The organism is Macrococcus epidermidis (assembly GCF_003259695.1).
In the GTDB taxonomy this organism is placed as follows: Bacteria; Bacillota; Bacilli; order Staphylococcales; family Staphylococcaceae; genus Macrococcoides; species Macrococcoides epidermidis.
Genome location: NZ_PZJH01000007.1, coordinates 57,281 through 82,009 on the forward strand (window position 1 = coordinate 57,281; position 24,729 = coordinate 82,009).

Consider the following 24,729-nt stretch of genomic DNA (forward strand, 5'->3'; position numbering starts at 1 on the left):
AACATTTTGGAACAAAGATATGATGTAATTGTTGTTGGTGCCGGTCATGCAGGTGTTGAAGCGGGACTCGCTGCAGCGAGAAAAGGTGCAAAGACTTTAATGCTAACAATTAATTTGGACTCAGTCGCTTTTATGCCATGTAATCCATCGGTAGGTGGACCAGCAAAAGGGATTGTTGTTCGAGAAATAGATGCTTTAGGTGGCCAAATGGCTAAAACAATCGACAAAACGCATATTCAAATGCGTATGTTAAACACTGGTAAAGGTCCTGCAGTGCGTGCATTACGTGCTCAAGCAGATAAAGTACTTTACCAACAAGAAATGAAGGATGTTATTGAGAATACGGACAACCTAGATATTATGCAAGGTATGGTTGAGCGTTTAATTATAGAAGACGATAAAGTAAAAGGTGTCGAAACAATTATTGGTACAACGTATTATGCAGATGCTGTTGTATTAACAACAGGGACATTCTTACGTGGAGAAATTATTTTAGGTAACATTAAATATTCTTCAGGACCAAATCACCAAATGCCATCAATCACATTAGCAGATCACTTACGTGAAATTGGGTTTGATATTGTGCGCTTTAAAACGGGAACACCACCTCGTGTGAATGGCAATACAATTGATTATTCTAAAACTGAAATTCAGCCTGGTGATGAAGTACCACGTGCATTCAGTTACGAAACGACTGAGTTCATCTTAGATCAGTTACCTTGCTGGTTAACATATACGAATGCTGCAACACATAAAGTGATTGATGATAATTTACATTTATCAGCGATGTATTCAGGCATGATTAAAGGAACAGGTCCACGTTATTGCCCGTCGATTGAAGATAAATTCGTGCGCTTCAATGATAAACCACGTCACCAAATCTTCTTAGAGCCGGAAGGACGCAATACGAAAGAAGTCTATGTACAAGGCTTATCTACAAGTTTACCTGAGCATGTGCAACTTCAAATGTTACAATCCATTCCTGGGCTAGAAAAAGCAGACATGATGCGTGCGGGTTATGCGATTGAGTATGATGCAATCGTTCCTACACAATTATGGCCAACACTTGAAACGAAAAAGATAGATGGCTTATTTACTGCGGGACAAATTAACGGAACGAGTGGATATGAAGAAGCGGCAGGTCAAGGTTTGATGGCTGGTATTAATGCTGCAGCAAAAGTATTAAATCACGAACCGTTAATTTTAGGGCGTCACGAAGCATACATTGGTGTATTAATCGATGACTTAGTAACGAAAGGTACAAATGAACCATATCGACTACTTACAAGTCGTGCAGAACATCGTTTATTATTACGTCATGATAATGCTGATTTACGCTTAACGGAAATCGGGAAAGAAATTGGTTTGATAGATGAAGCGCGTTATGCTAAATTTATTGCAAAGAAAGCTGCTATTTCCGAGGAAATAAAACGTTTAACTGATACGCGCATTAAACCAAATGCGTTGACACAAAGTATGATTGCATCGCGTGGTGGAACTGCTTTAAAAGATGGTATTTTAGCGATTGATTTATTACGTCGTCCTGAAATGGATTATAATTCAGTTGTGTCACTTATTGACAGTGATATTACAGTGGATGAAGCAGTAGCTGAACAAGTAGAAATCCAGACGAAATACGAAGGTTACATTCAAAAGTCATTACAACAAGTTGAAAAAGTAAAACGTATGGAAAATAAAAAAATTCCAGAAAATATTGATTATGATGATATTCATTCATTAGCGACAGAAGCTCGTCAGAAATTAAAGGAAGTTAAACCTTTAAGTATTGCTCAGGCTTCAAGAATTTCAGGTGTGAATCCTGCAGATATTTCAATTTTATTAGTCTATATTGAACAGGGAAAAATTAAAAGGGTGAACTAGATGAACGAGATGCAATTCGTACAAAAATTACAGGAAAAAGGCTTTACTATCACTGAAAAACAACAAAAACAATTTGCAATTTACTATGAAACTTTAGTAGAGTGGAATAAGCTAATGAATTTAACTGCTGTAACTGAAAAAGAAGAAGTATATTTAAAGCACTTTTTTGATTCAATTACACCAAGTTTCTATTATGATTTTACGAAGGTTCAATCCATTTGTGATGTTGGTGCAGGTGCTGGATTTCCAAGCATACCATTAAAAATTATGTTCCCTCATCTTGAAGTGACAATCGTTGATTCATTAAATAAACGCATCAACTTCTTAAATCATTTAAGTGCAGAACTTGATTTGACGAACGTTCGATTTATTCATGATCGTGCTGAAACGTTTGGTAAGAGTGAGTACCGTGAATCATTTGATGTTGTAACAGCACGCGCAGTTGCTCGTCTTTCAGTACTTAGTGAATTATGTCTACCTCTTGTTAAAAAAGGTGGTCATTTTATAGCGTTAAAAGGTGCCCAAGGTGAAATAGAAGTTGAAGAAGGTTTATTTGCAATTTCAATTTTAGGTGGAGAAGTCATTCATAATCATCCTTTAACGCTACCAGAAGAAGATAGTATGCGTTATATTTTAAATATTGAAAAGAAACGTCAAACACCTAAAAAATATCCACGCAAACCAGGCACACCGAATAAAGAGCCTTTATTAAAGTAAGATACTAAATTGTTATCGTATTTTGAAGTGAAAGTGAGTCGATTGATATGAAAAAACCCTTTTCTAAATTATTTGGACTAAAAGATAAAGAAGAAGATGTTGAAGTACAACGTCAGAACGGTAATGTCGTTACAGTTCCAGTAGAACGCATTGTACCGAACAGATATCAACCAAGACAAATTTTTGATGAAGAAAAGATTAAAGAATTAGCAGAATCCATTCGTTCATATGGTTTATTACAACCTATCGTTGTACGTCCAATTGAAGAAGGTATGTATGAAATTATTGCCGGAGAAAGACGTTTCCGTGCATTAAAGTTCAATGGCACTGCTGAAACAGAAGTAATTGTTAAACAAATGAATGACAAAGAAACTGCTGCGATTGCTTTAATCGAAAATATTCAACGTGAAAATTTATCAGCTGTTGAAGAAGCGGAAGCTTATAAGAAGTTATTAGACTTAGATGGTATTACGCAACAGGATCTTGCGACAAGTTTAGGTAAAAGTCAGTCGTTTATTGCGAATAAGTTAAGACTATTACGCTTATCTCAACCGATTTTAGATGCATTGAGCAAGCAGCAAATTACAGAACGACATGCCAGAGCATTGCTTGCATTAGATGAAGTTGGACAAAAAAAGATGCTGGACATTATTAAAAGCCAAAATTTAAATGTGAAGCAGACAGAAGAACGTGTTAAGCGTATGTTGGGTGGAGAAGATGTGAAACCTAAACGTATTGGCTTTACGAGAGATTTAAAGCTTGCATTCAATACAATCGGTGAAAGTTTAAAAGCAGTTGAGAAAAGCGGCGTAAAAGTAAAACGTAAAGATACCGAGTATGAAAATTTCTATGAAATTTCTATAAAAGTATTTAAGAATGATATGAATCAATAAAGTGGATGATACTTTCATCCGCTTTTTTCTGTTCACGGATTGTCTGTGCAGAAATTCGATAAAATTGTTATAATCGTTACTATATGAAAAACATGAGTAGGAGAGAATATTGATGACAAAAATATTGGCCATCGCAAACCAAAAAGGTGGAGTTGGTAAGACGACAACATCAGTTAACTTAAGTGCTGCATTAGCGGAACTTGGTAAAAAAGTTTTATTAGTAGATACTGATCCTCAAGGTAATGCCACGAGTGGTGTTGGTGTAGATAAGAATAACGTAGAAAATTCAGTGTACGACATGCTTGTTGAAGATGTAAATATCAATAAATGTGTTTTAGAAACAGCGGTTGAAAACTTATATATCATTCCAGCTAATATTGCATTAGCTGGAGCTGAAATTGAGTTAGTTTCTGCGATGAGCAGAGAAGTACGTTTAAAATATGCATTTAAAGAGTTAGATACTGATTTTGATTATATCATCATTGATTGCCCACCTTCATTAGGTTTACTCACAATCAATTCATTTACTGCAGCCAATGGAATCGTAATCCCTGTACAATGTGAATACTATGCGCTAGAAGGTTTGAGTCAATTACTGAATACAATTCGTTTAGTACAACGCCATTTAAATCAATCGCTTGAAATTGAAGGTGTATTATTAACGATGCTGGATGCACGTACGAATTTAGGTAATGACGTGATTGCAGAAGTAAAAGACCACTTTGGTGAAAAAGTATACGATACGATTATTCCGCGTAATGTCCGATTATCAGAAGCACCTTCTCACGGGCAACCGATCAATGTATACGATGCCCGTTCAACGGGAGCTAAGACTTATAAGAGCTTAGCTGAGGAGGTTGTACGCCATGGCTAGAGGTTTAGGTAAAGGATTAGGAAGGGGCTTAGATGCACTTTTCCAGGAAAACCAGCAGGATGAATTAGTAGAAGATATCAGTCTTTCAGAATTACGACCAAATCCATATCAGCCGCGTCATGAATTTGATGAGCAGGCATTGAACGAATTAAGTGAATCGATTAAGGTGCATGGTGTACTGCAACCTATCGTTGTACGTAAGTCAGTGAAAGGTTATGACATTGTTGTAGGTGAAAGACGTTTTAGAGCGAGTAAATTAGCAGGTAAAGTAAAGATTCCGGCAATCGTTAAGCAATTAACTGATACACAAATGATGGAACTTGCGGTGATTGAGAATTTACAGCGTGAAGATTTAAATCCACTGGAGGAAGCGAAGAGCTATCAATTTCTAATGGATAAATTGAATTTAACACAAGCTGAAACAGCAGATCGTTTAGGTAAATCAAGACCGTATATTGCGAATATGCTGCGTCTTATGAATTTACCACATGCGGTTAAAGATTTAATTGATCAAAAGAAAATTTCAGGCGGACATGGACGTACATTACTTGGACTAAAATCAGAAGAAGAAATGATTTCAGTTGCTAAAAAAGTAATCGCTGAATCGATGAGCGTACGTGAACTAGAAAAATATATTAAAGATTTAAATCATACAGAAGCTAAGCCGAAGAAAGAAAAGAAAAAACCAGTGTTTCTTGTGAAACATGAAGAAAACTTAAAGCGTCATTTAGGAACAAAAGTTGAAATTTCTAAATCACGTAAAAAAGGAAAAATTGCAATAGAGTTTACTTCTGAAGAAGAGTTTAATCGTCTTATTGCATTGTTAGAGAATACACAGTAGGTGAATGTAGTGAACGATATTATGAATGAAATAGAAAGTACCTTTTTTGATTCAAAACTATGGATTAGTATTGGGACAGATATTTTATGGTCGATTATTTTATTGTTATTCGCCGTTATTGTCATTAGAGTCGTACATAAATTCATTGAACAATTTTTTAGAGTAAGGCGTAAAACATATTTATCCCAATCAACGAAGCGTGACACAACTTTGATTAAACTACTGCAAAGTATTGCATCGTATGTGATTTGGTTTATCGTATTAACGACAATACTGAGTAACTTTGGTGTGAAAGTCGAAAGTATTATTGCGGGGGCTGGTATTGCGGGTATCGCCATTGGGTTTGGAGCACAAACTTTGGTCAAAGATGTTATTACTGGCTTTTTTATTATCTTTGAAAATCAATTTGATGTTGGAGATTATGTTAGAATAAATACAACAGGTACTACTGTTGCAGAGGGGACTGTTCAATCTATTGGTCTCCGTTCAACACGTATTAAATCTTTTACAGGTGAACTTACGATTTTGCCTAATGGCACAATGAATGAAATTGTAAACTTCTCGGTGAATAACTCGATTGCAATCTTCGATATTTCCGTATCAAGTGAAGAAAATATTTCGCATATAGAATCAATATTGCAGCCGTATTTACTAACATTACCTGAGAAATATGTTGATTTAGTAAAAGCACCTGAAATGTTAGGTGTTGAAATGGTTAGTGCAGGAGAAACAAAAATAAGAATGTCGGCAGAAACTTTACCGAATAATCATGTGAAAGTTTCAAGAATATTACGTGGTGATATTAAAGAATTTTTAGATCAAAATGGCATTCACGTACCTATGCCACGTGTTGTTATGTACAATCAACCAAATAAGGATGATCACAATGCAAAATGATTATGAATTAAATACAATTGTTGAAATGAAGAAACCACATGCATGTGGAGAGAAACTGTTTAAAGTAATTCGTTTAGGTGCGGATATCCGTATTAAATGTGAAGGTTGCGGTCGTAGTATTATGTTGCCAAGACAAGAATTCAATAAAAAAATTAAAAAGATAACGGCACAGGCCGAATAAGGAGAAGAAATTATGGCTTTAACAGCAGGAATTGTAGGATTACCAAACGTAGGAAAATCAACATTATTTAATGCAATTACAAAGGCAGGAGCACTTGCAGCGAACTATCCGTTTGCTACGATTGATCCTAACGTTGGTATCGTTGAAGTACCAGACGTACGTTTAGATAAATTAACTGAATTAGTAACACCTAAAAAGACAGTACCAACAGCATTTGAATTTACTGATATCGCTGGTATCGTTAAAGGTGCTTCTAAAGGTGAAGGGTTAGGAAATAAATTCTTATCTCATATCCGTGATGTTGACGCAATTTGTCAAGTTGTTCGTGCATTTGAAGATGAGAATATCACGCATGTATCAGGAACAGTAAATCCTGTTGATGATATCGAAGTTATCAATATGGAGTTAATCTTAGCGGATTTAGAATCTGTTGAGAAACGTTACGCACGTGTTCAGAAGATGGCAAAACAAAAAGATAAAGATGCAATGGTTGAAGAATCAATCTTAGCAATTATTAAAGAAGCTCTAGAAAATGAACGTCCTGCAAGAAGTATTGAATTTTCTCCGGAACAAGAGAAAATTGTTAAAGGTATGCACTTGTTAACTGCAAAGCCAATGCTATATGTGGCAAATGTATCTGAAGATGATTTAGTGGCAGGCGAAGAAAATGAACATGTAAAAGCAATTAAAGCATATGCTGATAATGAAGGTTCACAAGTCATTGTTATCAGTGCGCGTATTGAAGAAGAGTTAGCGGCATTAGATGAAGAAGATAAAAAAGAATATTTAGCAGATTTGGGTATTGAAGAATCTGGGTTAGATAAATTGATCAAAGCTTCATATCATTTATTAGGTCTTGCTACTTACTTTACAGCTGGTGTACAAGAAGTGCGTGCGTGGACGTTTAAACGTGGTATGACTGCACCACAATGTGCAGGAATCATTCATACTGACTTTGAACGTGGATTTATCAGAGCAGAAACTGTAAGCTATGATGATTTAATTGAACATAATGGTATGACTGCTGCAAAAGAAGCGGGTCGTGTACGTTTAGAAGGAAAAGATTATATCATGCAGGATGGCGACGTTGTTCATTTTAGATTTAACGTATAATTAAACAAACAGGAGCATAGCATGCAACCATTAAAACGAATCATATACTGTATCAAAATTATTATTAAGTCTGAAGATAAAGTAAACCCGATGTACCATGTTACATATCATTATTTAGTACAGGCAGTATCATTATCTGAACCGGTGAAACTAAATGATTCAATCTATAATAAAGTCTCGTTTCCAAGGACTGCGATACGCTATTTAGACATTATTGAAACAGATGAAATAAATCCTGATGATTCAGATTATGAAGAATATGTATATTTGCATCGCACTGGTGATATTAAATTATTCTATTCAAAAGAACTGGTGACTTATCAATTAAATGAAGTTCATCAGTAATTTATAAAACAAATGATTGATGAAAAAAGTAAACTATGCTATAATTCTCTATTGTGAGTAATGAAAATTATTCCTTGCTTTATTAAATAATAAAGCCGCATAGACCATAAGGAGGTGTAAAAGATGAGAAAATACGAAATTATGTATGTCGTACGTCCGAACATTGAGGAAGATGCTAAGAAAGCTTTAATCGAGCGTTTCGAAGAAATTCTTACTTCTAACGGAGCGGAAATCATCGAATCAAAGGATTGGGGTAAACGTCGTTTAGCTTACGAAATCAACGATTTTAAAGAAGGTTTCTACCAAATCGTTAAAGTAAACTCAACTGATGCTGCTACAAACGAATTCGATCGTTTAGCAAAAATCAACGATGACATTATCCGTCATATCGTTATACGCGAAGAAGAAAAATAAACCTAACATGTGGGGGCGATTTATTTGCTTAACCGAGTTGTATTAGTAGGTCGTTTAACAAAAGATCCAGAATACAGAGTCACACCATCAGGCGTGTCAGTAGCTACATTTACATTAGCAGTTAATCGCACATTTACAAATGCGCAAGGAGAGAGACAAGCTGATTTTATCAATTGTGTCGTTTTCCGTAAACAAGCAGAAAATGTGAATAACTTCTTAAACAAAGGTAGTTTAGCTGGGGTAGATGGCAGATTGCAATCACGTAGTTATGATAATCAAGAAGGCCGTAGAGTATATGTAACGGAAGTAATTTGTGATTCAGTACAGTTCTTAGAACCGAAGAATGCAAATCAAAACCGTTCAAATAATGACCCGAGTCAAGACTATTCAAGTTATGATCAAGGTGATTATGGACAACAATCTCAAGGTCAAAATTATCAATCAAATTATAATAACAACAATCAACAACAGTCTAATACATCAGCACCATCAACGAATCCATTTGCAAATGCAACTGGACCGATTGATATTAGTGATGATGATTTACCGTTCTAATAAAGAAAATTGTAAGTAAGGGAGGCAACAATCATGGCAGGTGGACCAAGAAGAGGCGGTCGTCGTCGTAAAAAGGTTTGTTATTTCACAGCAAACGGAATTACACATATCGACTATAAAGAAGTAGAAATGCTTAAAAAATTCATTTCTGAACGCGGTAAAATTTTACCACGTCGTGTAACAGGAACTTCAGCTAAATACCAACGTATGTTAACTGTAGCAATCAAACGTGCACGTCATATGGCATTATTACCATATGTTAAAGATGAGCAATAAGATATAATTTATAAGCTGCAATCCATTAGGATTGCAGCTTATTTTTTATGTTCATCAAATATTCAAAAAATTTATATTTAATTCATATTTATTATAAAAATTTAATGTAAATTGTAGTGTCATTTTACAATTAAAATGTTGAAATTGTTATAAAAAGTAAATATAATAAATTTTGTAATTATTAATATCTTTTGATAATTACATAAAATTTAGGAGGGAGGTTGACCGATATGAACAATTGGCTGGATACAAATCATTCATTTGAATTGAATCCATTTAACCGATTGATTTTGTACAAAATCTATCAAATCTTAGAAAAGCTTGATCCACCTAATGCTGAAATGCATCGATTACATCAGAAGATTGTGAGAGATGGTCTTGACACTCAAAATCATATTCTGCTGGAAGAACTGGCATTAGAATATGAAAAAATACCTTCTTATGTAACAGAATTTGTGGAAGCAGTAATTTCTATGTATGCACATATGACAAAGTCATATATGGCACTTACAAAAAGTGAGGTTGAAGTATTAAAAGAGCATCCTTATTTTTCTTTCTTAGGATTTAATCTTAACGAAGAAACGGATTACGAGTTATACGCATTCTTTTATCTTCATGAAATGCGCCATTATGAAGGAAAGCTAGATTTATCACTATTTAGCACGCTTCCAAAAAAACCGTTAAGCATCAAAGCTTATCAAGGTATGTTAGATGTTTATGAGCATCACAAAATAAACTCGTACCTTTCATTTGAAGTGCTATGTAAAATATTAAAGTAGCTATACATAATCATAAAAAATAAAAATAAGAGATATATAGATGTTGTCTATATATCTCTTGTTACATTTCAGCTAATAAATGATCGATTGTTTTAGGGTCAATATTATTACATTGAATATATTTAACACGATAAATATGTTCGATTGCTGTTCGTGCCTCTGTTTTATTGCTTGTTTTTAAATACAAATTCATTGGTACAGGATCGTCTTCATGTAGACCGGGTTGATGATAATTGAAGTCTGTTTTTGAAAAACCAAATTTCTTATAAAATGAGTCAAGTGGGCTATTACCATCGCCATCTTTTTCACATTCGAGCATAATATGTTCGAGTACAGTACCATTATTCTCACAAAGTTTCACCATAATATCTTCAGCCTCATCCATAAGCTGACGCGCTATTTGTTTACCACGTACTTCTGGATTTACAACAAGATATACGATGTAGCCAATACGATATGTCACTTCTAAATGGAATGCAATAAACCCATACAATGTATCATCCTCATAAGCGGCGATAAAATGATAACGTTCTTCATCTTTTCTTTTAACATTAAAAGATTGTGTAAATACTTCAATAGGTTCTCGGATTTCATAATCAAATTCAGCATTATATAAATCCATACATTGCTGAAAATAATGATCCGGTTCTGTAAGATGTAAAAATTTCATTTTAATACTCCATTTACATTATTTAATATTCTTATTATATCACTTCATCTCATTTAAAGCACTTTTAGAAATTCTACATAAAAAAAGAAAAGCCCCGAAGGGCTTTTCTAAAGGTTTATTTGTTGTAATTAACGACGGTCAGTTAAGTCATTATCTAAATCATTACGACGGTGTGCATTTGTATCGTCGATTTCAACTTCTTCACGACGAACTTCTTCTGAAACGTGTTCAGTGTCAGTTACACGATTTTTCTTGATTAATAATTCTTCAGATACTACGTTTTCTTTATCGATAGATACGCGTTCTTCAGTTAAAGGGACACGGATAGTTTCTTCGTCTAAATCGTTATCGAAGTGACCATCAGCTACTGTTTCGTTAACTTTACGACGTTCGATTGTAACTTCATCGTGAGATACTGGTACATCAAATTCTTGACGCTCAGATACTACATTTTTGTCAATTGTAACTTCACCAGATTGAACTACATCTTTGTTAACACGTAAACGTTCTTCGTGTAATTGAATTTTTTCGTCATCTGAAATGTCGTTACGGTCTCTTAAATCGCTATCTAAATAGTTTAAACGCTCTTCTCTTGATAAGTTGTTGTACTCTTCATAGCTTAATCCACTGTTATTGTAATTGTTATTGTTATTCATATTTACTACTTCCTCTCCATTGTTTAAGTTGTTTGTTCTGTGTTTCTCAGCATATTGTGCATCAGTCTCAGTATTTGTACTTGCTGCATACCCAAGACCAGTATGGTCAGTTTCATTAAGGTGACCTGGAACATCGTTGTGTCTTAATGTGTCGCCTTCATCTGTAGTGTAAGCATCATTATCTACATATAATAAGATTTTTCCGCTGTCTACAGCATTATCATACTCGACACGTTCTGATTCACTTAATTCTAATTTGTCAAACACTCGATGTTGTGGGTCTTCTCCAGTGAAGAATGCTGCTACTTTATCACCGAAAGAACCTTCAGCATCTTTAAATTGTACATCTGTGTAATCTAAAGCTGAACCATCTAATTTGTTTTTAGAAATGACATGTAAGTCATGCTCTGCAATACCTTGTGATTTTAGTTGGTCGATTCTACGTAATAAACTTTCTTCATTTAAAAATGTTTCTAAGTTTCTCATTTTCATCGTACCTCCAAATTGTTTGTATTGTCGTTGCTTGATGACTGTTGTTTTGTTGTTATGCTAAATAGATACCCGTGAACTTAAAAGGTAAACACAAATAAAAAAGAATTTTTTCTAAATTTAGAGAATTATAAATGACATATATATAGAAGAAAAGCATACTTTTTTCATAAAAAAATTAACGAAAAAATTAAAAATCTTTTAAAAAATATTAAGTTTTAGTGGGAATTTCATAGTTAACACGGTTATATGACCATTTAAAACATTAAATAAAATAACTAATCCAATATAAATAAATACTGATTATTTTGAATAATGCGTCATTTTGAAGTGGTATTGCTAATTGCTCATAATTTTGATATTATCTATAAAATATTATTAATAAGAATAACTCATATAAATTAAAGGATATGGCTTTAGCGTTTCTACCACATTACCGTAAATGATGTGACTATGAGTAATAAAAGTTGTATTTATTTATATAAATACACGTATTACTCATCTTAAATTTTATTTAAGATGAGTTTTTTTTATATTCTTTTTCAATTTTTAATAAAGTGATGGAGGTCATTATGGAATTATTACAACAAAAAGTTAAAGAAGACGGTGTAGTAATTGATGGAGGAATTTTGAAGGTTGATTCATTTTTGAACCATCAAATTGATGCTAAACTGATGCATGAAATCGGTAAAACGTTCTATGAAACGTACAAAGATGAGAATGTTACAAAAATCCTGACGATCGAAGCATCAGGTATTGCACCAGCTATTATGGCTGCATTGCATTTTGATGTTCCTTGTTTATTTGCAAAAAAGGCACAGCCTAGTACTTTAACAGAAGAAGTTTATCAGACTGATATTCATTCTTATACGAAGAATAAAACGAATCATGTTATTATCTCTAAAAAGTTTTTAAATGAAAATGACCGAGTATTAATCATTGATGATTTCTTAGCAAATGGTGAGGCGGCACTCGGATTATATGATTTAGTAGATCAAGCAGGGGCAAGTTGCGTGGGTATTGGTATCGTAGTTGAAAAAAGCTTCCAAAAAGGATACCAAAGACTAATAGATAAAGGATTAAGTGTCACAAGTTTATGTAGAATCGCTTCTTTAGATAATAATCAAGTAACATTGGTAGGCGAATAAGATGAAAAATTTATTATTAAGTGTTCAGCATTTGCTTGCAATGTATGCCGGTGCAATTATTGTTCCAATCATCGTCGGGCATGCATTAGGATTTAGTGCACAAGAAACGGCATATTTAGTTTCTGTCGATATCTTTATGTGTGGTGTTGCTACATTCCTTCAAGTATATAAAGGTATCGGGATTGGCTTACCTGTAGTACTTGGATGTACCTTTACTGCCGTAACCCCAATGATAATGGTAGGTTCAAAACACGGAATAGATGTCCTTTATGGATCACTCTTTGCTTCAGGGATTATTATCGTACTTATTTCACCGTTCTTTTCATACCTGGTAAAGATATTCCCGCCAGTAGTAACAGGTAGTGTTGTAACGATTATTGGGATTACGTTAATGCCGGTAGCGATGAATAACCTTGCAGGGGGTCAAGGTAGTAAAGACTTTGGTGCACCGCTTAATATTTTGTTAGGTTTAATCACTTTAATCATTATATTAGTTATTCATAGATTATCTACTGGATTTATCCGTTCAATCGCGATATTACTCGGTTTAGTCATCGGTACAGTAATTGCTTCATTCTTTGGATTAGTAAATTTAAATGCCGTACATGAATCGCAATGGTTCGAATTACCGAAACCATTTAGATTTGCAGGATTTAAATTTGAAATAGGCTCAATTTTATTATTTGTTATTGTAGGGATTGTCAGTTTGATCGAATCAACAGGGGTTTATTCTGCACTGAGTGAAATTACAAAAACAAAGATTGATAGAAAAGATATTTCAAAAGGCTATCGTGCAGAAGGAATTGCAATTGTATTAGGTTCTATCTTCAACGCATTTCCGTATACAGCATATTCACAAAACGTAGGACTCGTTTCATTATCAGGTGTGAAATCAAATAAAGTGATGTATGGCATGGTCGGTTTATTATTGTTATGTGGATCGATTCCGAAACTTGGTGCAATTGCGACGATTATCCCGACATCTGTTCTAGGTGGGGCAATGATTGCAATGTTCGGTATGGTCATGGCATATGGTGTAAAGATGCTAGGTGCTATTGATTTCACAAGACAAGATAATCTATTAATCATTGCAGTATCTGTTGGTATCGGATTAGGTATAACAACAGTACCGGAAGCTTTCAGCAAGTTTGGTAGTGACTATGAATGGTTGACACAAAATGGGATTGTTATTGGTACGTTTACTGCTATTATCCTTAATTTATTTTTTAATGGATTAAATGATAAACAAATACGTGAAAATGTGAAATAATAGAACTACTAAAATTTTAAAAATATATGGAGGTCAAGTTAATTATGTGGGAAAACAAGTTTCAAAAAGAAGGTTTAACATTTGATGATGTATTATTAGTGCCAGGTCATTCAGAAGTATTACCACACACTGTAGATTTAAGCGTTTCTTTATCAGAGCGTTTAAACTTAAAGATTCCAGTGTTATCAGCAGGTATGGATACAGTTACAGAAGCAAAGATGGCAATTGCAATGGCACGTCAAGGTGGTCTTGGTGTAATTCATAAGAATATGAGTATCGAGCAACAAGCTGACGAAGTTCAAAAGGTTAAACGTTCAGAAAATGGTGTTATCACAAATCCCTTCTATTTAACACCAGATGAACAAGTATTCGCTGCAGAACATCTAATGGGTAAGTACCGTATTTCTGGTGTGCCTATCGTTAATAGCGAAGAAGAAATGAAACTTGTAGGAATCTTAACAAACCGTGATCTTCGTTTCATTGAAGATTATTCAATTAAAATCTCAGATGTAATGACAAGTGAAAACCTTGTAACTGCACCTGTAGGAACAACGTTAGAACAAGCTGAAAAGATGTTACAGCAGCATAAAATCGAAAAGTTACCGATTGTTGATGAAACAGGTCATTTAAAAGGTTTAATCACAATTAAGGATATTGAGAAAGTTATTGAATTCCCAAATGCTGCAAAAGATGAACACGGACGTTTATTAGTAGCAGCAGCGGTTGGTATTGCTAAAGACACGATTACTCGTGCGACAAAACTTGTTGAAGCAGGAACAGATGCGTTAGTTATCGATACAGCACATGGTCATTCTAAAGGTGTACTAGAGATGGTTTCTGAACTTAAGAAGCATTTCCCTGAAGTAACTTTAATTGCAGGTAACGTTGCCACAGCTGAAGGCACACGTGCATTAATCGAAGCAGGCGCGGATGTTGTTAAAGTTGGTATTGGACCAGGTTCAATTTGTACAACACGTGTTGTAGCTGGTGTTGGTGTACCACAAATTACGGCAATCTATGATGCAGCAACAGAAGCGAAGAAACATGGAAAAGCAATTATTGCAGATGGTGGTATTAAATTCTCTGGAGATATCGCGAAAGCATTAGCTGCCGGTGGACATGCAGTAATGTTAGGATCATTACTTGCAGGTACGACTGAATCACCTGGGGATACTGAAATCTTCCAGGGCCGTCAATACAAAGTATATCGTGGCATGGGGTCACTTGGCGCGATGGAAAAAGGTTCTAAAGACCGTTACTTCCAGGAAGATAAAGATGCGAAGAAATTTGTACCAGAAGGTATTGAAGGACGTATCGCATATAAAGGTGCATTACAAGACACTGTATACCAATTAATGGGCGGTTTAAGAAGCGGTATGGGTTATACTGGTTCAAAAGATTTAGAAGCTTTACGTGAAGAAGCAATGTTTATTCGTATGACAGGTGCTGGATTAATCGAAAGTCATCCACATGACGTTCAAATTACGAAAGAATCTCCAAACTATTCAATGTAAGAATATCTTCAAACGACAAATTACATTATAATAAACTTAACTTAACTAAAAGGAGAACAAACTATGGAAATGGCATTTGAACAGGAACTTATATTAGTTCTTGATTTTGGAAGTCAGTATAATCAGTTAATCACACGTCGTATACGTGAGATGGGTGTTTATTCAGAACTTCACGATCATGAAATTTCAATCGAAGAAATTAAAAAGATGAATCCAAAAGGTATTATTCTTTCTGGTGGACCAAATTCAGTTTATGAAGAAGGCTCATTTACAGTTGACCCTGAAATCTTTAATTTAGGTGTACCTGTGTTAGGTATTTGTTATGGCATGCAGTTAATGACAAAATTATTAGGCGGAACTGTAGAACGTGCCAATGAACGTGAATACGGTAAAGCAATCATTACTGCAGAAACACACTCACTATTTACAAAATTACCAGAAGAACAAACTGTCTGGATGAGTCATAGTGATAAAGTAATTAATATTCCTGAAGGATTCAGAATGATCGCAAATTCTCCAAGTTGTAAATACGCAGCGATTGAGAATGCTGAAAGTAATTTATATGGAGTTCAATTCCATCCGGAAGTACGTCATTCAGAATACGGTAATGACTTATTACGTAACTTTATCCGTGAAATCTGTAAGTGTACAGGTGAATGGACAATGGAGAACTTCATCGATATCGAAATCGAGAAGATTCGTGAAAAAGTCGGAGATAAAAAAGTATTATGTGCGATGAGTGGTGGCGTAGATTCATCAGTAGTTGCAGTATTAATCCATAAAGCAATTGGAGATCAGTTAACATGTATCTTCGTCGATCATGGTTTACTTCGTAAAGGCGAAGGCGATATGGTTATGAAGCAGTTTGGTGAAGGATTCAACATGAATATTATTCGTGTAGATGCGAAAGAACGCTTTATGAGTAAATTAACAGGTGTATCTGATCCAGAACAAAAGCGTAAAATCATCGGTAATGAATTTGTATATGTATTTGATGATGAAGCATCGAAACTTGAAGGTGTGGATTTCTTAGCACAAGGTACACTTTATACAGATATCATTGAATCAGGTACAAAGACTGCACAAACGATTAAATCACACCACAACGTAGGTGGATTACCGGAAGACATGCAGTTTGAGTTAATTGAACCAATCAATACATTATTTAAAGACGAAGTACGTGCGTTAGGTATTGAATTAGGAATCCCTGAACATTTAGTATGGCGTCAACCATTCCCTGGTCCGGGTCTTGGTATCCGTGTATTAGGTGAAATTACTGAAGAAAAGCTTGAAATCGTACGTGAATCTGATGCGATTTTAAGAGAGGTAATAGCTGAAGAAGGTCTTGAAAGAGATATCTGGCAATACTTCACTGTATTACCTGACATCCGTTCAGTAGGTGTTATGGGAGATTATAGAACATATGACTATACAGTTGGTGTACGTGCCGTAACAAGTATCGATGGTATGACAAGTGACTTCGCTAGAATCGATTGGGAAGTACTTCAAAAAGTATCTAGTCGTATCGTAAACGAAGTAGCACACGTTAACCGTGTTGTTTATGATATTACATCTAAGCCCCCAAGTACGATTGAGTGGGAATAGAATAATAAATTTAAGAGACCTTACAGCCACAATGGTTGTAGGGTCTTTTGTCATTAATGCAGTAAATATTCGTACTTAGTCACATCAAATCCATCTTGCTTTGCTTTCGATACAATCTCAGCAACACTATTTAAACCCTGATTCGCAAAGTATTGCTCTAATCTCTCTTTAGTTTCTTGATCTGTGTTAGGGTTCACTAAATAATCGATATATGTCACTTCGTGCTCAAGCATCTTAGAATCATCATGCAATATTATACCGTTCTGTTGAATGACACTTGCCTCAGCTTGATGTACAGTAACGTCCCCTATAAATAATGCACTTGTTGCAACTGTTGCGATTACAATATGTTTAAATTTCATATAAAACACTCCTTTGTAGTTGATGCATACATGTTAGCACGATTTATTTTTTAAAAGTGGATTATGAACGGCTTTTAAGAATTATTGAGATTTAGTTAAGCAATTTGTTTCGATAATAGAAGAGGGGGTAAAGAGAAAATACAGTTGATATTGACTGTGAGAACTAAAGTAATTTCAGCCAATCGTTATATTTATTAGAGGAGTGATTGAAATGAACGGTATCTTTAAAGTAATTGGTGCATCTGCAATTGCTTACGGTACAGTGTTATGTGCTGAAGCGATTAATGAAATTGCCACAGACATTCAAACAGAAGAATAGCGACTTACAACTTAATATAATTTGGTGGAAGGTGGGATTCTAAATCTCATCTTCTTTTATTTATATTGTGAAATTTCATCTTTAGAATAATTAAAAAATATAAATTTTTAAATGAAAACAAAATATATAGAGTAACGTATAAATGTTCGGGGTATAAGAATTATAAAAGAAATGATTGGGGCGATGTTATGGATACTCCTGAACAAGAAGTTTATACGGTATATAAAAAGTTGTATGAAGCAATGATTGAAAGAGATACTGAAACAATTGATAATTTAATGATGGATGGTAGTGTATTAGTACATATGACAGGTGTCAGGCAGCCGAAAAGAGAATGGTTACAAGCGATAGAAGATGAGTCGATGAAATATTATTCTACAAAAGAAGAAAATATCGAAATTATATTAAAAGAGAAAAAAGCGACATTGGTAGCACAAAATAAAGTAGATGCAAGAATATATGGCTCAAGAAATACATGGCCGCTTGAATTAACGATGAGTATGGTGAAATTTGAAAAGGATTGGAAGATTTCACACGTTGAAGCCTCTACATATTAATTTTTTTAATATTTCTTAGTAAATATTATTGACAGTATTATGAGTTTATTATAAGATTGATATTGTCTTATTTGGAGGAATACCCAAGTCCGGCTGAAGGGATCGGTCTTGAAAACCGACAGGGGCTTAACGGCTCGCGGGGGTTCGAATCCCTCTTCCTCCGCCATTATTTAGACTAATTACATCTTTTTATATATATTAAATGACTCAATAAATTTTGAGTCATTTTTTTATATTCTGATATAATTATAGAATATTCAGAAAATTTATGAGGTGATGGGATGATTATTGAAGATATCGATATTAAACGACAAATTTCAAAGCTCAAAAAGCCGTTCAAAACTGCACTTCGTGAAACAGATGTGATTGAAAGTATCATTGTGTTTATTAAAACTGATATTGGGTTGGTAGGAGTAGGAGAAGCGGTACCTACTCCTGTTATTACCGGTGATACGGTTCAAAGTATTGTCGCAGCGATACAGTATTTAAGACCAAAACTCGTTGAACAAAAAGTATCGACAGATTTATTGCCAATAATACAGAAAGGTATTGTAAATAATACGAGTGCTAAAGCGGCACTGGACATGGCAATTTATGATTTGCTGGCAAAAGAAGCAAATTTACCACTCTATCAATATTTAAACAAAAGTGCTAGTGCACATAAATTAACTACAAGTCATACTGTAAGTTTGAATGGTGTAGGAGAAATGACGCATGATGCTGTTATGTATGCTGAAGAAAAATTCGAATCTTTAAAAGTGAAGCTTGGTAATGATGTCGATCTAGATATGGCGAGGATACATGCTATTCGCGATGTAGTGCCAGATTTAAAGTTAGCGATTGATGCAAATCAGGGATGGAGTAAAGAGGATACTTCCCGTTTCATTGATTATTTAAAGTATGAACATATTGAAGTAGATTGTATTGAGCAGCCGATGTATAGAAAAGATTATTTAGAGATGTCTAATATAGCACAATCAAGTGATATACACATTATGGCAGATGAAAGTTTGTTTGATGTCTATGATGCAGCGTTAATCGCAAAGCTTGGTGGTGTATCGTGGTTTAATATTAAGCTCATGAAGTCAGGAGGTATATACGGTGCACTTCAGATTCATCAAGTGGCACGAGCTAAAGGTATTCAGTGTATGCTTGGATCGATGATGGAGTCACATATAGCACTTACAGCAGCAATGCACTTAGCGCTCGCGCTTAATATAGAAAAAGTAGATTTTGATGCACCTTTTATGTTGGAAGAAAAAACAATCTCAGGCGGTATCACATATGATGGACCGAAAGTAAGTTTGAGTGAAGGAAACGGTTTAGGTATCGATAATGAAAAACTATTGGAGGCGTTAAGAGATGCAGAAAGTTTGTAATGTACCGGTAAGTACAGTATGGCGTAGTATAGGTAAAGCTAGAGATATCGATTCTGAGGCAACGGATTATCCAGTAAACATTCAAAAGTGGTTACTCAAATTAAATTTAGAACAGAAATTATCGTTTTGTGATGATTCTAGAATTGATACGCAACTTTTGTACGGAGAGCCGCTTGAAGTGATTGAAGAGAGTGATGAATGGTGTAAAGTTGTGTGTGTGGAACAAGGATCAGAAAGTGATAGTCGTGGTTATCCTGGATTTATTCCAAAATCTCATATTGGTGAAATAGAAGTAACAGATAATATTCAATATGCACGTGTTATTGTGCCGAAGACATTAAGCTATAAAGAAGATATGCCTTTCTATGTGCTATCATTCAACACAACATTACCTATTAACTACATAGAAGATGATGATGTATATGTTAATAGTCCGGACGGTCAATTAAAACTAAAAAAAGATGCCATCGCAATACAGCAACATAGGGTTCCTGAGCAGAACCCAAGTTTTCGCGAACTGTATCGAGCATCTTCAATGTATGTTGATCTAGGTTACTTGTGGGGTGGCATGTCTAGTTACGGTTATGATTGTTCAGGCTTTGTTTATCATATGTATCGTCATCTTGGTTTTACCTTACCACGAGATGCACATGAACAATATTTAGCAACGAAAGCAATCGATAAACAAGATTTAATACCAGGAGACTTAGTATATTTCTCTGATGTTAAAGATATCGATAAAATATCGCATATCGGCATTTATATTGGCAGCGGGTTTATGATTCATTCACCGAATACACCGAACGCAATTGAAGAAAGAACAATTGAATCTGGTTTATACTCAGATATATATGTGGGTGCAAGCCGTGTCTATGACTTTATTAATGATTGAAAGTATAAACCTAGGTCATGGAATGCCTGATGAATGAATTGTGCATCATCATAATCTGTTAAGACAACGAAGATAATTTCGTTATCTTGAAATCGAACAATCCCTGCATCGTGATGCACATTATCGAAGTCACCTGTTTTTGTTCCAAATTCTATTGTTTCATCTGTTAAATACATCAAAGTCTTATCTTTTAAAAGTTGCTGTTTCATAATTTGAAACATCGCTTTAAATTGTTCATGGGATTTTATGAGTGACAGCGTTTGGAATATATCGTGTGCAGATGTAAAGTTATCATATCCAAGTGCGCGACGCTCTGTATCCATCATCTTTCTTTGCAGTTTCGTATCACCAAGATTATTGCGCAGGAAATATGCATTTAAAGTATCCATGCCAATCCATTCAATCAATGTATTTGTTGCACGATTATCACTCACAATAATCATTAACGTAACTAAATCGTGAACAGTATATTCAGTTTGTGATAAATAAGGAGAAACACCAGCACCTTCCACTTTTTCATCGATTGGAATGATTGTCTCTAAATCATGCAAACGCTGATCGAAGATATATAACATGATTGGTAATTTGATTAAACTTGCAGAGGGATAAACCTGCTTCTCATTTGATTTGTACACTATATCACCGTTCAATGACATTAAAGTGCTGCTGAAATTATTATGCTGCAATAATACTGGATTATTTTCCATATATTTCACATCCCCTTCGTTGCTTGTATATCAATATAATACAACTTTATAAAGATAAAATGTGTAAAAAAATAATATTTAAATAAAAATTTTAATGTTGAAAACCTTTTCAGAAAACCTTTACATACTTGTATAGACAGTGTACAATGAATGCATATTAAAACAAAGGAGTTGACCAGAATGGCAGTCAACAGACAAGAAGTAAAAGACATTATTGGTGCAATTGGTGGTAAGGATAACGTATCAGCAGCAACGCACTGTGTTACAAGATTACGTTTAGCATTAAAAGATGAATCAAAAGTAGATAAGGCAGCTTTAGATAAAATTAATTTAGTAAAAGGATCTTTTGCGGCGAATAACCAGTTCCAAATCGTAATTGGACCAGGTACAGTTGATGAAGCTTACAAAGTATTCGTTGATGAAACAGGGATCGGTGAAAGTTCAAAAGACGATGTAAAAGCAGCAGCAGCAGAAAAGATGAACCCGTTACAACGTGCGATTAAAACGTTAGGTGATGTATTTATTCCATTATTACCTGCAATCGTAACAGCCGGTTTATTATTAGGTCTTTCTAATTTATTACTTGATCCAGGTGTGTTTTACGATAAAAAATCTGTAGTAGATGTATTTCCACAATTTAAAGGTATAGCAGAAATTATTAAATTAATTGCTGTAACACCATTCCACTTCTTACCTGCATTAATTGGTTGGAGCGCGATGCGTGTGTTTGGTGGTAGTCCAATTTTAGGTTTAGTATTAGGTTTAGTGTTGGTTAACCCAGCTCTAGCATCACAATACGGTTTAGCAGACGCTGAAACTGGTAAATTAAATGAAATCCCAACGTGGGACGTATTTGGATTAAAAGTTCAACAATTAAACTACGCAGCACAAGTATTACCAATCTTAATCGCAACTTGGTGTTTAGCTCAAGTTGAACGATTCTTGAATAAACGTGTTCATGATTCTATTAAGATGTTAGTTGTAGGACCAGTTGCATTATTATTAGTAGGTTTCTTATCATTCATTATCATTGGGCCAGTTGCTTTCTGGTTAGGTAATCAAATCACTGGTTTTGTTCAAATGATCTTTGAAAATGCTGGATGGTTAGGTGGATTAATTTACGGATTAGTATATGCCCCACTTGTAATTACTGGTTTACATCACATGTTCTTAGCGGTAGATTTCCAATTAATGAGTTCTCCGTTAGGCGGAACATACTTATGGCCAATCCTTGCAATCTCTAATATTTCTCAAGGTTCGGCAGCATTTGCAGCTTGGTTCTTATACAAACGTAAAAAGATGGTCAAAGAAGAAGGTTTAGCATTAACTTCTGGTATCTCAGGTTGGTTAGGGGTTACAGAACCTGCAATGTTCGGTGTTAACATTCCATTAAAATACCCATTTATAGCAGCTGTATTAACGACTGGTTTAGTAGGAGCAATCTTCGGTTCACAACAAGTGTTAGGTAAAGTAGGAGTAGGGGGATTGCCTGGTATCATGAGTATCCAATCTCAATTCCAAATGACATTCTTAATTGGTATGATTATTGCAATCGTCTTACCTATCGTATTAACATTAATCTTCTCAAACTTCGCTAAGAAAAAGATGGGTGAAGATGTAGCGGAGCCTATCGTATCAGACAAAAATATATAAAATTTCATAGTTAATAAATTAATCAACGAACAACTTGTACTTACAGGTTGTTCGTTGTAAAATTATATTATCAAAAAAAACGTTAGGAGTTTTAATAATGGCAGTTACTGATTGGAGAAAGTCGGTTGTATATCAAATTTATCCTAAGTCATTTAACGATACGACAGGCAAAGGTCAGGGAGATATTAACGGTATTATTGAAAAGTTAGATTATTTAAAGACGCTTGGTGTAGATTATTTATGGTTAACGCCGGTGTATCGTTCTCCAATGAATGATAATGGTTACGATATTAGCGACTATTATGAGATTAATCCAGATTTCGGTACGAAAGAAGACTTCAAGCGTTTGTTAGATGAAGCGCATGCACGTGGCATTAAGATCATGTCTGATATTGTTATCAATCACACGAGTACTGAACATAACTGGTTTGTTGAGTCACGTAAATCTAAAGATAATCCATATCGCGATTATTATATTTGGAAAGACGGGAAAGATGGACAGCCTCCGACAAACTGGGAATCAAAGTTTGGTGGTAATGCATGGCAGTTAGATTCTGTGACGAATCAATATTATTTACGCTTATTTGATGTTACTCAGGCTGATTTAAACTGGGAAAATGAAAAGTTGCGTAAAGAAATTTACGATATGATTAATTATTGGATTGACTTTGGTATGGATGGTTTCCGTTTTGATGTAATCAATTTGATTTCTAAAGCGGAATATAAAGATTCTGATAAGATTGGTAAAGAGTTTTATACAGATGGTCCGCGTGTTCACGAATTCTTAAATGAAATGAATCGCAATACATTTGGTGATAAAGAAGGATTTATGACCGTTGGTGAAATGAGTTCTACGACTTTAGAGCATTGTATTAACTACACGCGCGAAGATCGTCATGAATTAAGTAGTGTCTTTAACTTCCATCATCTTAAAGTAGATTATAAAGATGGTGAAAAATGGACTAAAATGCCGTTTGATTTTATTGAATTGAAACGTATTTTATTCGAATGGCAAGTTGGTATTTCTAAAGGTGGCGGCTGGAACGCAATCTTCTGGTGTAATCATGACCAACCTCGTGTTGTGAGCCGTTTCGGAGATGATTCTACTGAAGAGCGTCGTGTAAAAAGTGCGAAGATGTTAGCGATAACATTACATTTCTTACAAGGTACACCTTATATTTATCAAGGTGAAGAAATAGGTATGACCAACCTTTATTTGGACGATATTAGTCAATACCGTGATATAGAGTCTACAAATGCCTATCAAATCATGTCAGATAATGGGTTTACAAATGGTGCAATATTAGATATATTACAAGATAAATCACGAGATAATTCAAGAAGTCCGGTACAATGGGATGATAGTGAAAATGCAGGATTCACAACTGGCACACCTTGGATTGATGTGGCTAAAAATTATAAACAAATCAATGTAAAACAAGCACTAGCAGATAAAAACTCTGTATTTTATACGTATCAAAAGTTAATTGAATTAAGACATAACTTAGATATTATCACATACGGAGAGGTGAAACCTTTATTAGAAGATCATCCGCAAATTTTTGCGTATGAAAGAAAGCTTGATGATAAGTCTATCCTTGTATTAGCGAACTTTACAGATGAACCGGTTGATGTGCCATCTTCAATAGATATTGAAGGTAGCATCTTAATCAACAATGGAACATATCATTCAAATGTACTGGAACCTTATCAAGCAATCTCTATTCTTCGATAAACTTTCC

At 34.7% G+C, this 24,729-nt stretch carries 26 protein-coding genes, 1 tRNA gene and 1 riboswitch; of the genes, 23 read left to right on the forward strand and 4 right to left on the reverse strand.

The window, feature by feature from the left end:
• The first annotated feature begins 6 nt into the window (after positions 1–6).
• The 13 genes from mnmG (at position 7) to BHU61_RS11450 (ending at position 9,766) form a co-directional block, all read left to right on the forward strand.
• The gene (mnmG, locus tag BHU61_RS11390) at positions 7–1,881 is read left to right on the forward strand and encodes a tRNA uridine-5-carboxymethylaminomethyl(34) synthesis enzyme MnmG (RefSeq protein WP_111716964.1); all 1,875 of its coding nucleotides are present in this window, start codon (positions 7–9) and stop codon (positions 1,879–1,881) included.
• A complete protein-coding gene (gene rsmG, locus BHU61_RS11395; RefSeq protein ID WP_111716965.1) occupies positions 1,882–2,598 on the forward strand; it encodes a 16S rRNA (guanine(527)-N(7))-methyltransferase RsmG in 717 nt (238 codons plus the stop codon). It abuts the gene before it with no gap.
• 47 nt (positions 2,599–2,645) lie between these two features.
• Positions 2,646–3,491: a nucleoid occlusion protein gene (gene noc / locus BHU61_RS11400; protein WP_111716967.1), complete on the forward strand. Its 846-nt coding sequence runs from the start codon at positions 2,646–2,648 to the stop codon at positions 3,489–3,491.
• Positions 3,492–3,603: 112 nt separating this feature from the next.
• The gene (locus BHU61_RS11405) at positions 3,604–4,365 is read left to right on the forward strand and encodes a ParA family protein (RefSeq protein WP_111716969.1); all 762 of its coding nucleotides are present in this window, start codon (positions 3,604–3,606) and stop codon (positions 4,363–4,365) included.
• On the forward strand, positions 4,358–5,206 hold the full coding sequence (locus BHU61_RS11410) for a ParB/RepB/Spo0J family partition protein (RefSeq protein ID WP_111716971.1): 849 nt from the start codon (positions 4,358–4,360) through the stop codon (positions 5,204–5,206). The genes BHU61_RS11405 and BHU61_RS11410 overlap by 8 nt, the downstream gene beginning before the upstream one ends.
• Positions 5,207–5,215: 9 nt before the next feature.
• The gene (locus BHU61_RS11415; RefSeq protein WP_379883827.1) at positions 5,216–6,103 is read left to right on the forward strand and encodes a mechanosensitive ion channel family protein; all 888 of its coding nucleotides are present in this window, start codon (positions 5,216–5,218) and stop codon (positions 6,101–6,103) included.
• Positions 6,093–6,284, forward strand: coding sequence for a DUF951 domain-containing protein (locus BHU61_RS11420; protein ID WP_111716973.1), 192 nt, complete (start codon positions 6,093–6,095; stop codon positions 6,282–6,284). The genes BHU61_RS11415 and BHU61_RS11420 overlap by 11 nt, the downstream gene beginning before the upstream one ends.
• A 12-nt stretch (positions 6,285–6,296) precedes the next feature.
• Positions 6,297–7,397: a redox-regulated ATPase YchF gene (gene ychF, locus BHU61_RS11425; protein WP_111716975.1), complete on the forward strand. Its 1,101-nt coding sequence runs from the start codon at positions 6,297–6,299 to the stop codon at positions 7,395–7,397.
• A 21-nt stretch (positions 7,398–7,418) separates the two neighbouring features.
• Positions 7,419–7,742 (forward strand): hypothetical protein, encoded by a 324-nt coding sequence (locus BHU61_RS11430; RefSeq protein WP_111716977.1) that lies wholly within the window; start codon positions 7,419–7,421, stop codon positions 7,740–7,742.
• 123 nt (positions 7,743–7,865) lie between these two features.
• Positions 7,866–8,156 (forward strand): 30S ribosomal protein S6, encoded by a 291-nt coding sequence (gene rpsF, locus BHU61_RS11435; RefSeq protein WP_096077769.1) that lies wholly within the window; start codon positions 7,866–7,868, stop codon positions 8,154–8,156.
• A 24-nt stretch (positions 8,157–8,180) separates the two neighbouring features.
• A complete protein-coding gene (gene ssb, locus BHU61_RS11440; RefSeq protein WP_099581623.1) occupies positions 8,181–8,711 on the forward strand; it encodes a single-stranded DNA-binding protein in 531 nt (176 codons plus the stop codon).
• A gap of 33 nt (positions 8,712–8,744) precedes the next feature.
• Positions 8,745–8,987, forward strand: a complete 243-nt coding sequence (rpsR, locus tag BHU61_RS11445; protein WP_096077771.1) for a 30S ribosomal protein S18 — start codon at positions 8,745–8,747, stop codon at positions 8,985–8,987.
• Positions 8,988–9,217: 230 nt separating this feature from the next.
• On the forward strand, positions 9,218–9,766 hold the full coding sequence (locus tag BHU61_RS11450; protein ID WP_111716979.1) for a YfbU family protein: 549 nt from the start codon (positions 9,218–9,220) through the stop codon (positions 9,764–9,766).
• A gap of 61 nt (positions 9,767–9,827) precedes the next feature.
• On the opposite strand, the gene BHU61_RS11455 is transcribed toward BHU61_RS11450, so the two are convergent.
• Both BHU61_RS11455 and BHU61_RS11460 read right to left on the reverse strand, forming a co-directional pair.
• Positions 9,828–10,436, reverse strand: coding sequence for a GNAT family N-acetyltransferase (locus BHU61_RS11455; RefSeq protein ID WP_111716981.1), 609 nt, complete (start codon positions 10,434–10,436; stop codon positions 9,828–9,830).
• 128 nt (positions 10,437–10,564) lie between these two features.
• On the reverse strand, positions 10,565–11,584 hold the full coding sequence (locus tag BHU61_RS11460; protein WP_111716983.1) for a YsnF/AvaK domain-containing protein: 1,020 nt from the start codon (positions 11,582–11,584) through the stop codon (positions 10,565–10,567).
• Between the two features lie 369 nt (positions 11,585–11,953).
• Positions 11,954–12,055: riboswitch (purine riboswitch) on the forward strand.
• A 98-nt stretch (positions 12,056–12,153) separates the two neighbouring features.
• On the opposite strand from BHU61_RS11460, the gene xpt reads away from it, so the two are divergent.
• The 4 genes from xpt to guaA all read left to right on the forward strand — a co-directional run bounded on the left by xpt (position 12,154) and on the right by guaA (position 17,118).
• Entirely contained in the window at positions 12,154–12,729 is a 576-nt protein-coding gene (gene xpt / locus BHU61_RS11465; RefSeq protein ID WP_111716985.1) for a xanthine phosphoribosyltransferase, read from the forward strand.
• Position 12,730: 1 nt separating this feature from the next.
• Positions 12,731–13,999, forward strand: a complete 1,269-nt coding sequence (locus tag BHU61_RS11470; RefSeq protein ID WP_111716987.1) for a nucleobase:cation symporter-2 family protein — start codon at positions 12,731–12,733, stop codon at positions 13,997–13,999.
• A 44-nt stretch (positions 14,000–14,043) separates the two neighbouring features.
• The gene (guaB, locus tag BHU61_RS11475; protein ID WP_099581613.1) at positions 14,044–15,513 is read left to right on the forward strand and encodes an IMP dehydrogenase; all 1,470 of its coding nucleotides are present in this window, start codon (positions 14,044–14,046) and stop codon (positions 15,511–15,513) included.
• 63 nt (positions 15,514–15,576) lie between these two features.
• Positions 15,577–17,118: a glutamine-hydrolyzing GMP synthase gene (gene guaA / locus BHU61_RS11480; protein WP_111716989.1), complete on the forward strand. Its 1,542-nt coding sequence runs from the start codon at positions 15,577–15,579 to the stop codon at positions 17,116–17,118.
• A gap of 53 nt (positions 17,119–17,171) precedes the next feature.
• Here the strand turns inward: guaA and spn are convergent, their stop codons facing one another.
• Positions 17,172–17,480, reverse strand: coding sequence for an SPIN family peroxidase inhibitor (gene spn / locus BHU61_RS11485; protein ID WP_111716991.1), 309 nt, complete (start codon positions 17,478–17,480; stop codon positions 17,172–17,174).
• A 507-nt stretch (positions 17,481–17,987) separates the two neighbouring features.
• Between spn and BHU61_RS11490 the strand changes: the two genes are divergently transcribed.
• The 4 genes from BHU61_RS11490 to BHU61_RS11505 all read left to right on the forward strand — a co-directional run bounded on the left by BHU61_RS11490 (position 17,988) and on the right by BHU61_RS11505 (position 20,627).
• Complete coding sequence (locus BHU61_RS11490; RefSeq protein WP_111716993.1) at positions 17,988–18,356, forward strand: nuclear transport factor 2 family protein; 369 nt, start codon at positions 17,988–17,990, stop codon at positions 18,354–18,356.
• A 73-nt stretch (positions 18,357–18,429) separates the two neighbouring features.
• A tRNA-Ser gene (locus BHU61_RS11495) sits at positions 18,430–18,522 on the forward strand.
• A 115-nt stretch (positions 18,523–18,637) separates the two neighbouring features.
• Positions 18,638–19,735: a dipeptide epimerase gene (locus tag BHU61_RS11500; protein ID WP_111716995.1), complete on the forward strand. Its 1,098-nt coding sequence runs from the start codon at positions 18,638–18,640 to the stop codon at positions 19,733–19,735.
• Entirely contained in the window at positions 19,719–20,627 is a 909-nt protein-coding gene (locus BHU61_RS11505; protein ID WP_111716997.1) for a C40 family peptidase, read from the forward strand. Before BHU61_RS11500 ends, BHU61_RS11505 begins: the two co-directional genes overlap by 17 nt.
• Here BHU61_RS11505 and BHU61_RS11510 read toward each other — a convergent pair.
• Entirely contained in the window at positions 20,606–21,334 is a 729-nt protein-coding gene (locus tag BHU61_RS11510; protein WP_111716998.1) for a serine hydrolase, read from the reverse strand. The two genes, BHU61_RS11505 and BHU61_RS11510, sit on opposite strands and share 22 nt — an antisense overlap.
• Positions 21,335–21,514: 180 nt before the next feature.
• Between BHU61_RS11510 and treP the strand changes: the two genes are divergently transcribed.
• Positions 21,515–22,987: a PTS system trehalose-specific EIIBC component gene (gene treP / locus BHU61_RS11515; RefSeq protein WP_111717000.1), complete on the forward strand. Its 1,473-nt coding sequence runs from the start codon at positions 21,515–21,517 to the stop codon at positions 22,985–22,987.
• A 97-nt stretch (positions 22,988–23,084) separates the two neighbouring features.
• A complete protein-coding gene (gene treC, locus BHU61_RS11520) occupies positions 23,085–24,722 on the forward strand; it encodes an alpha,alpha-phosphotrehalase (RefSeq protein ID WP_111717001.1) in 1,638 nt (545 codons plus the stop codon).
• Positions 24,723–24,729 lie beyond the last annotated feature (7 nt).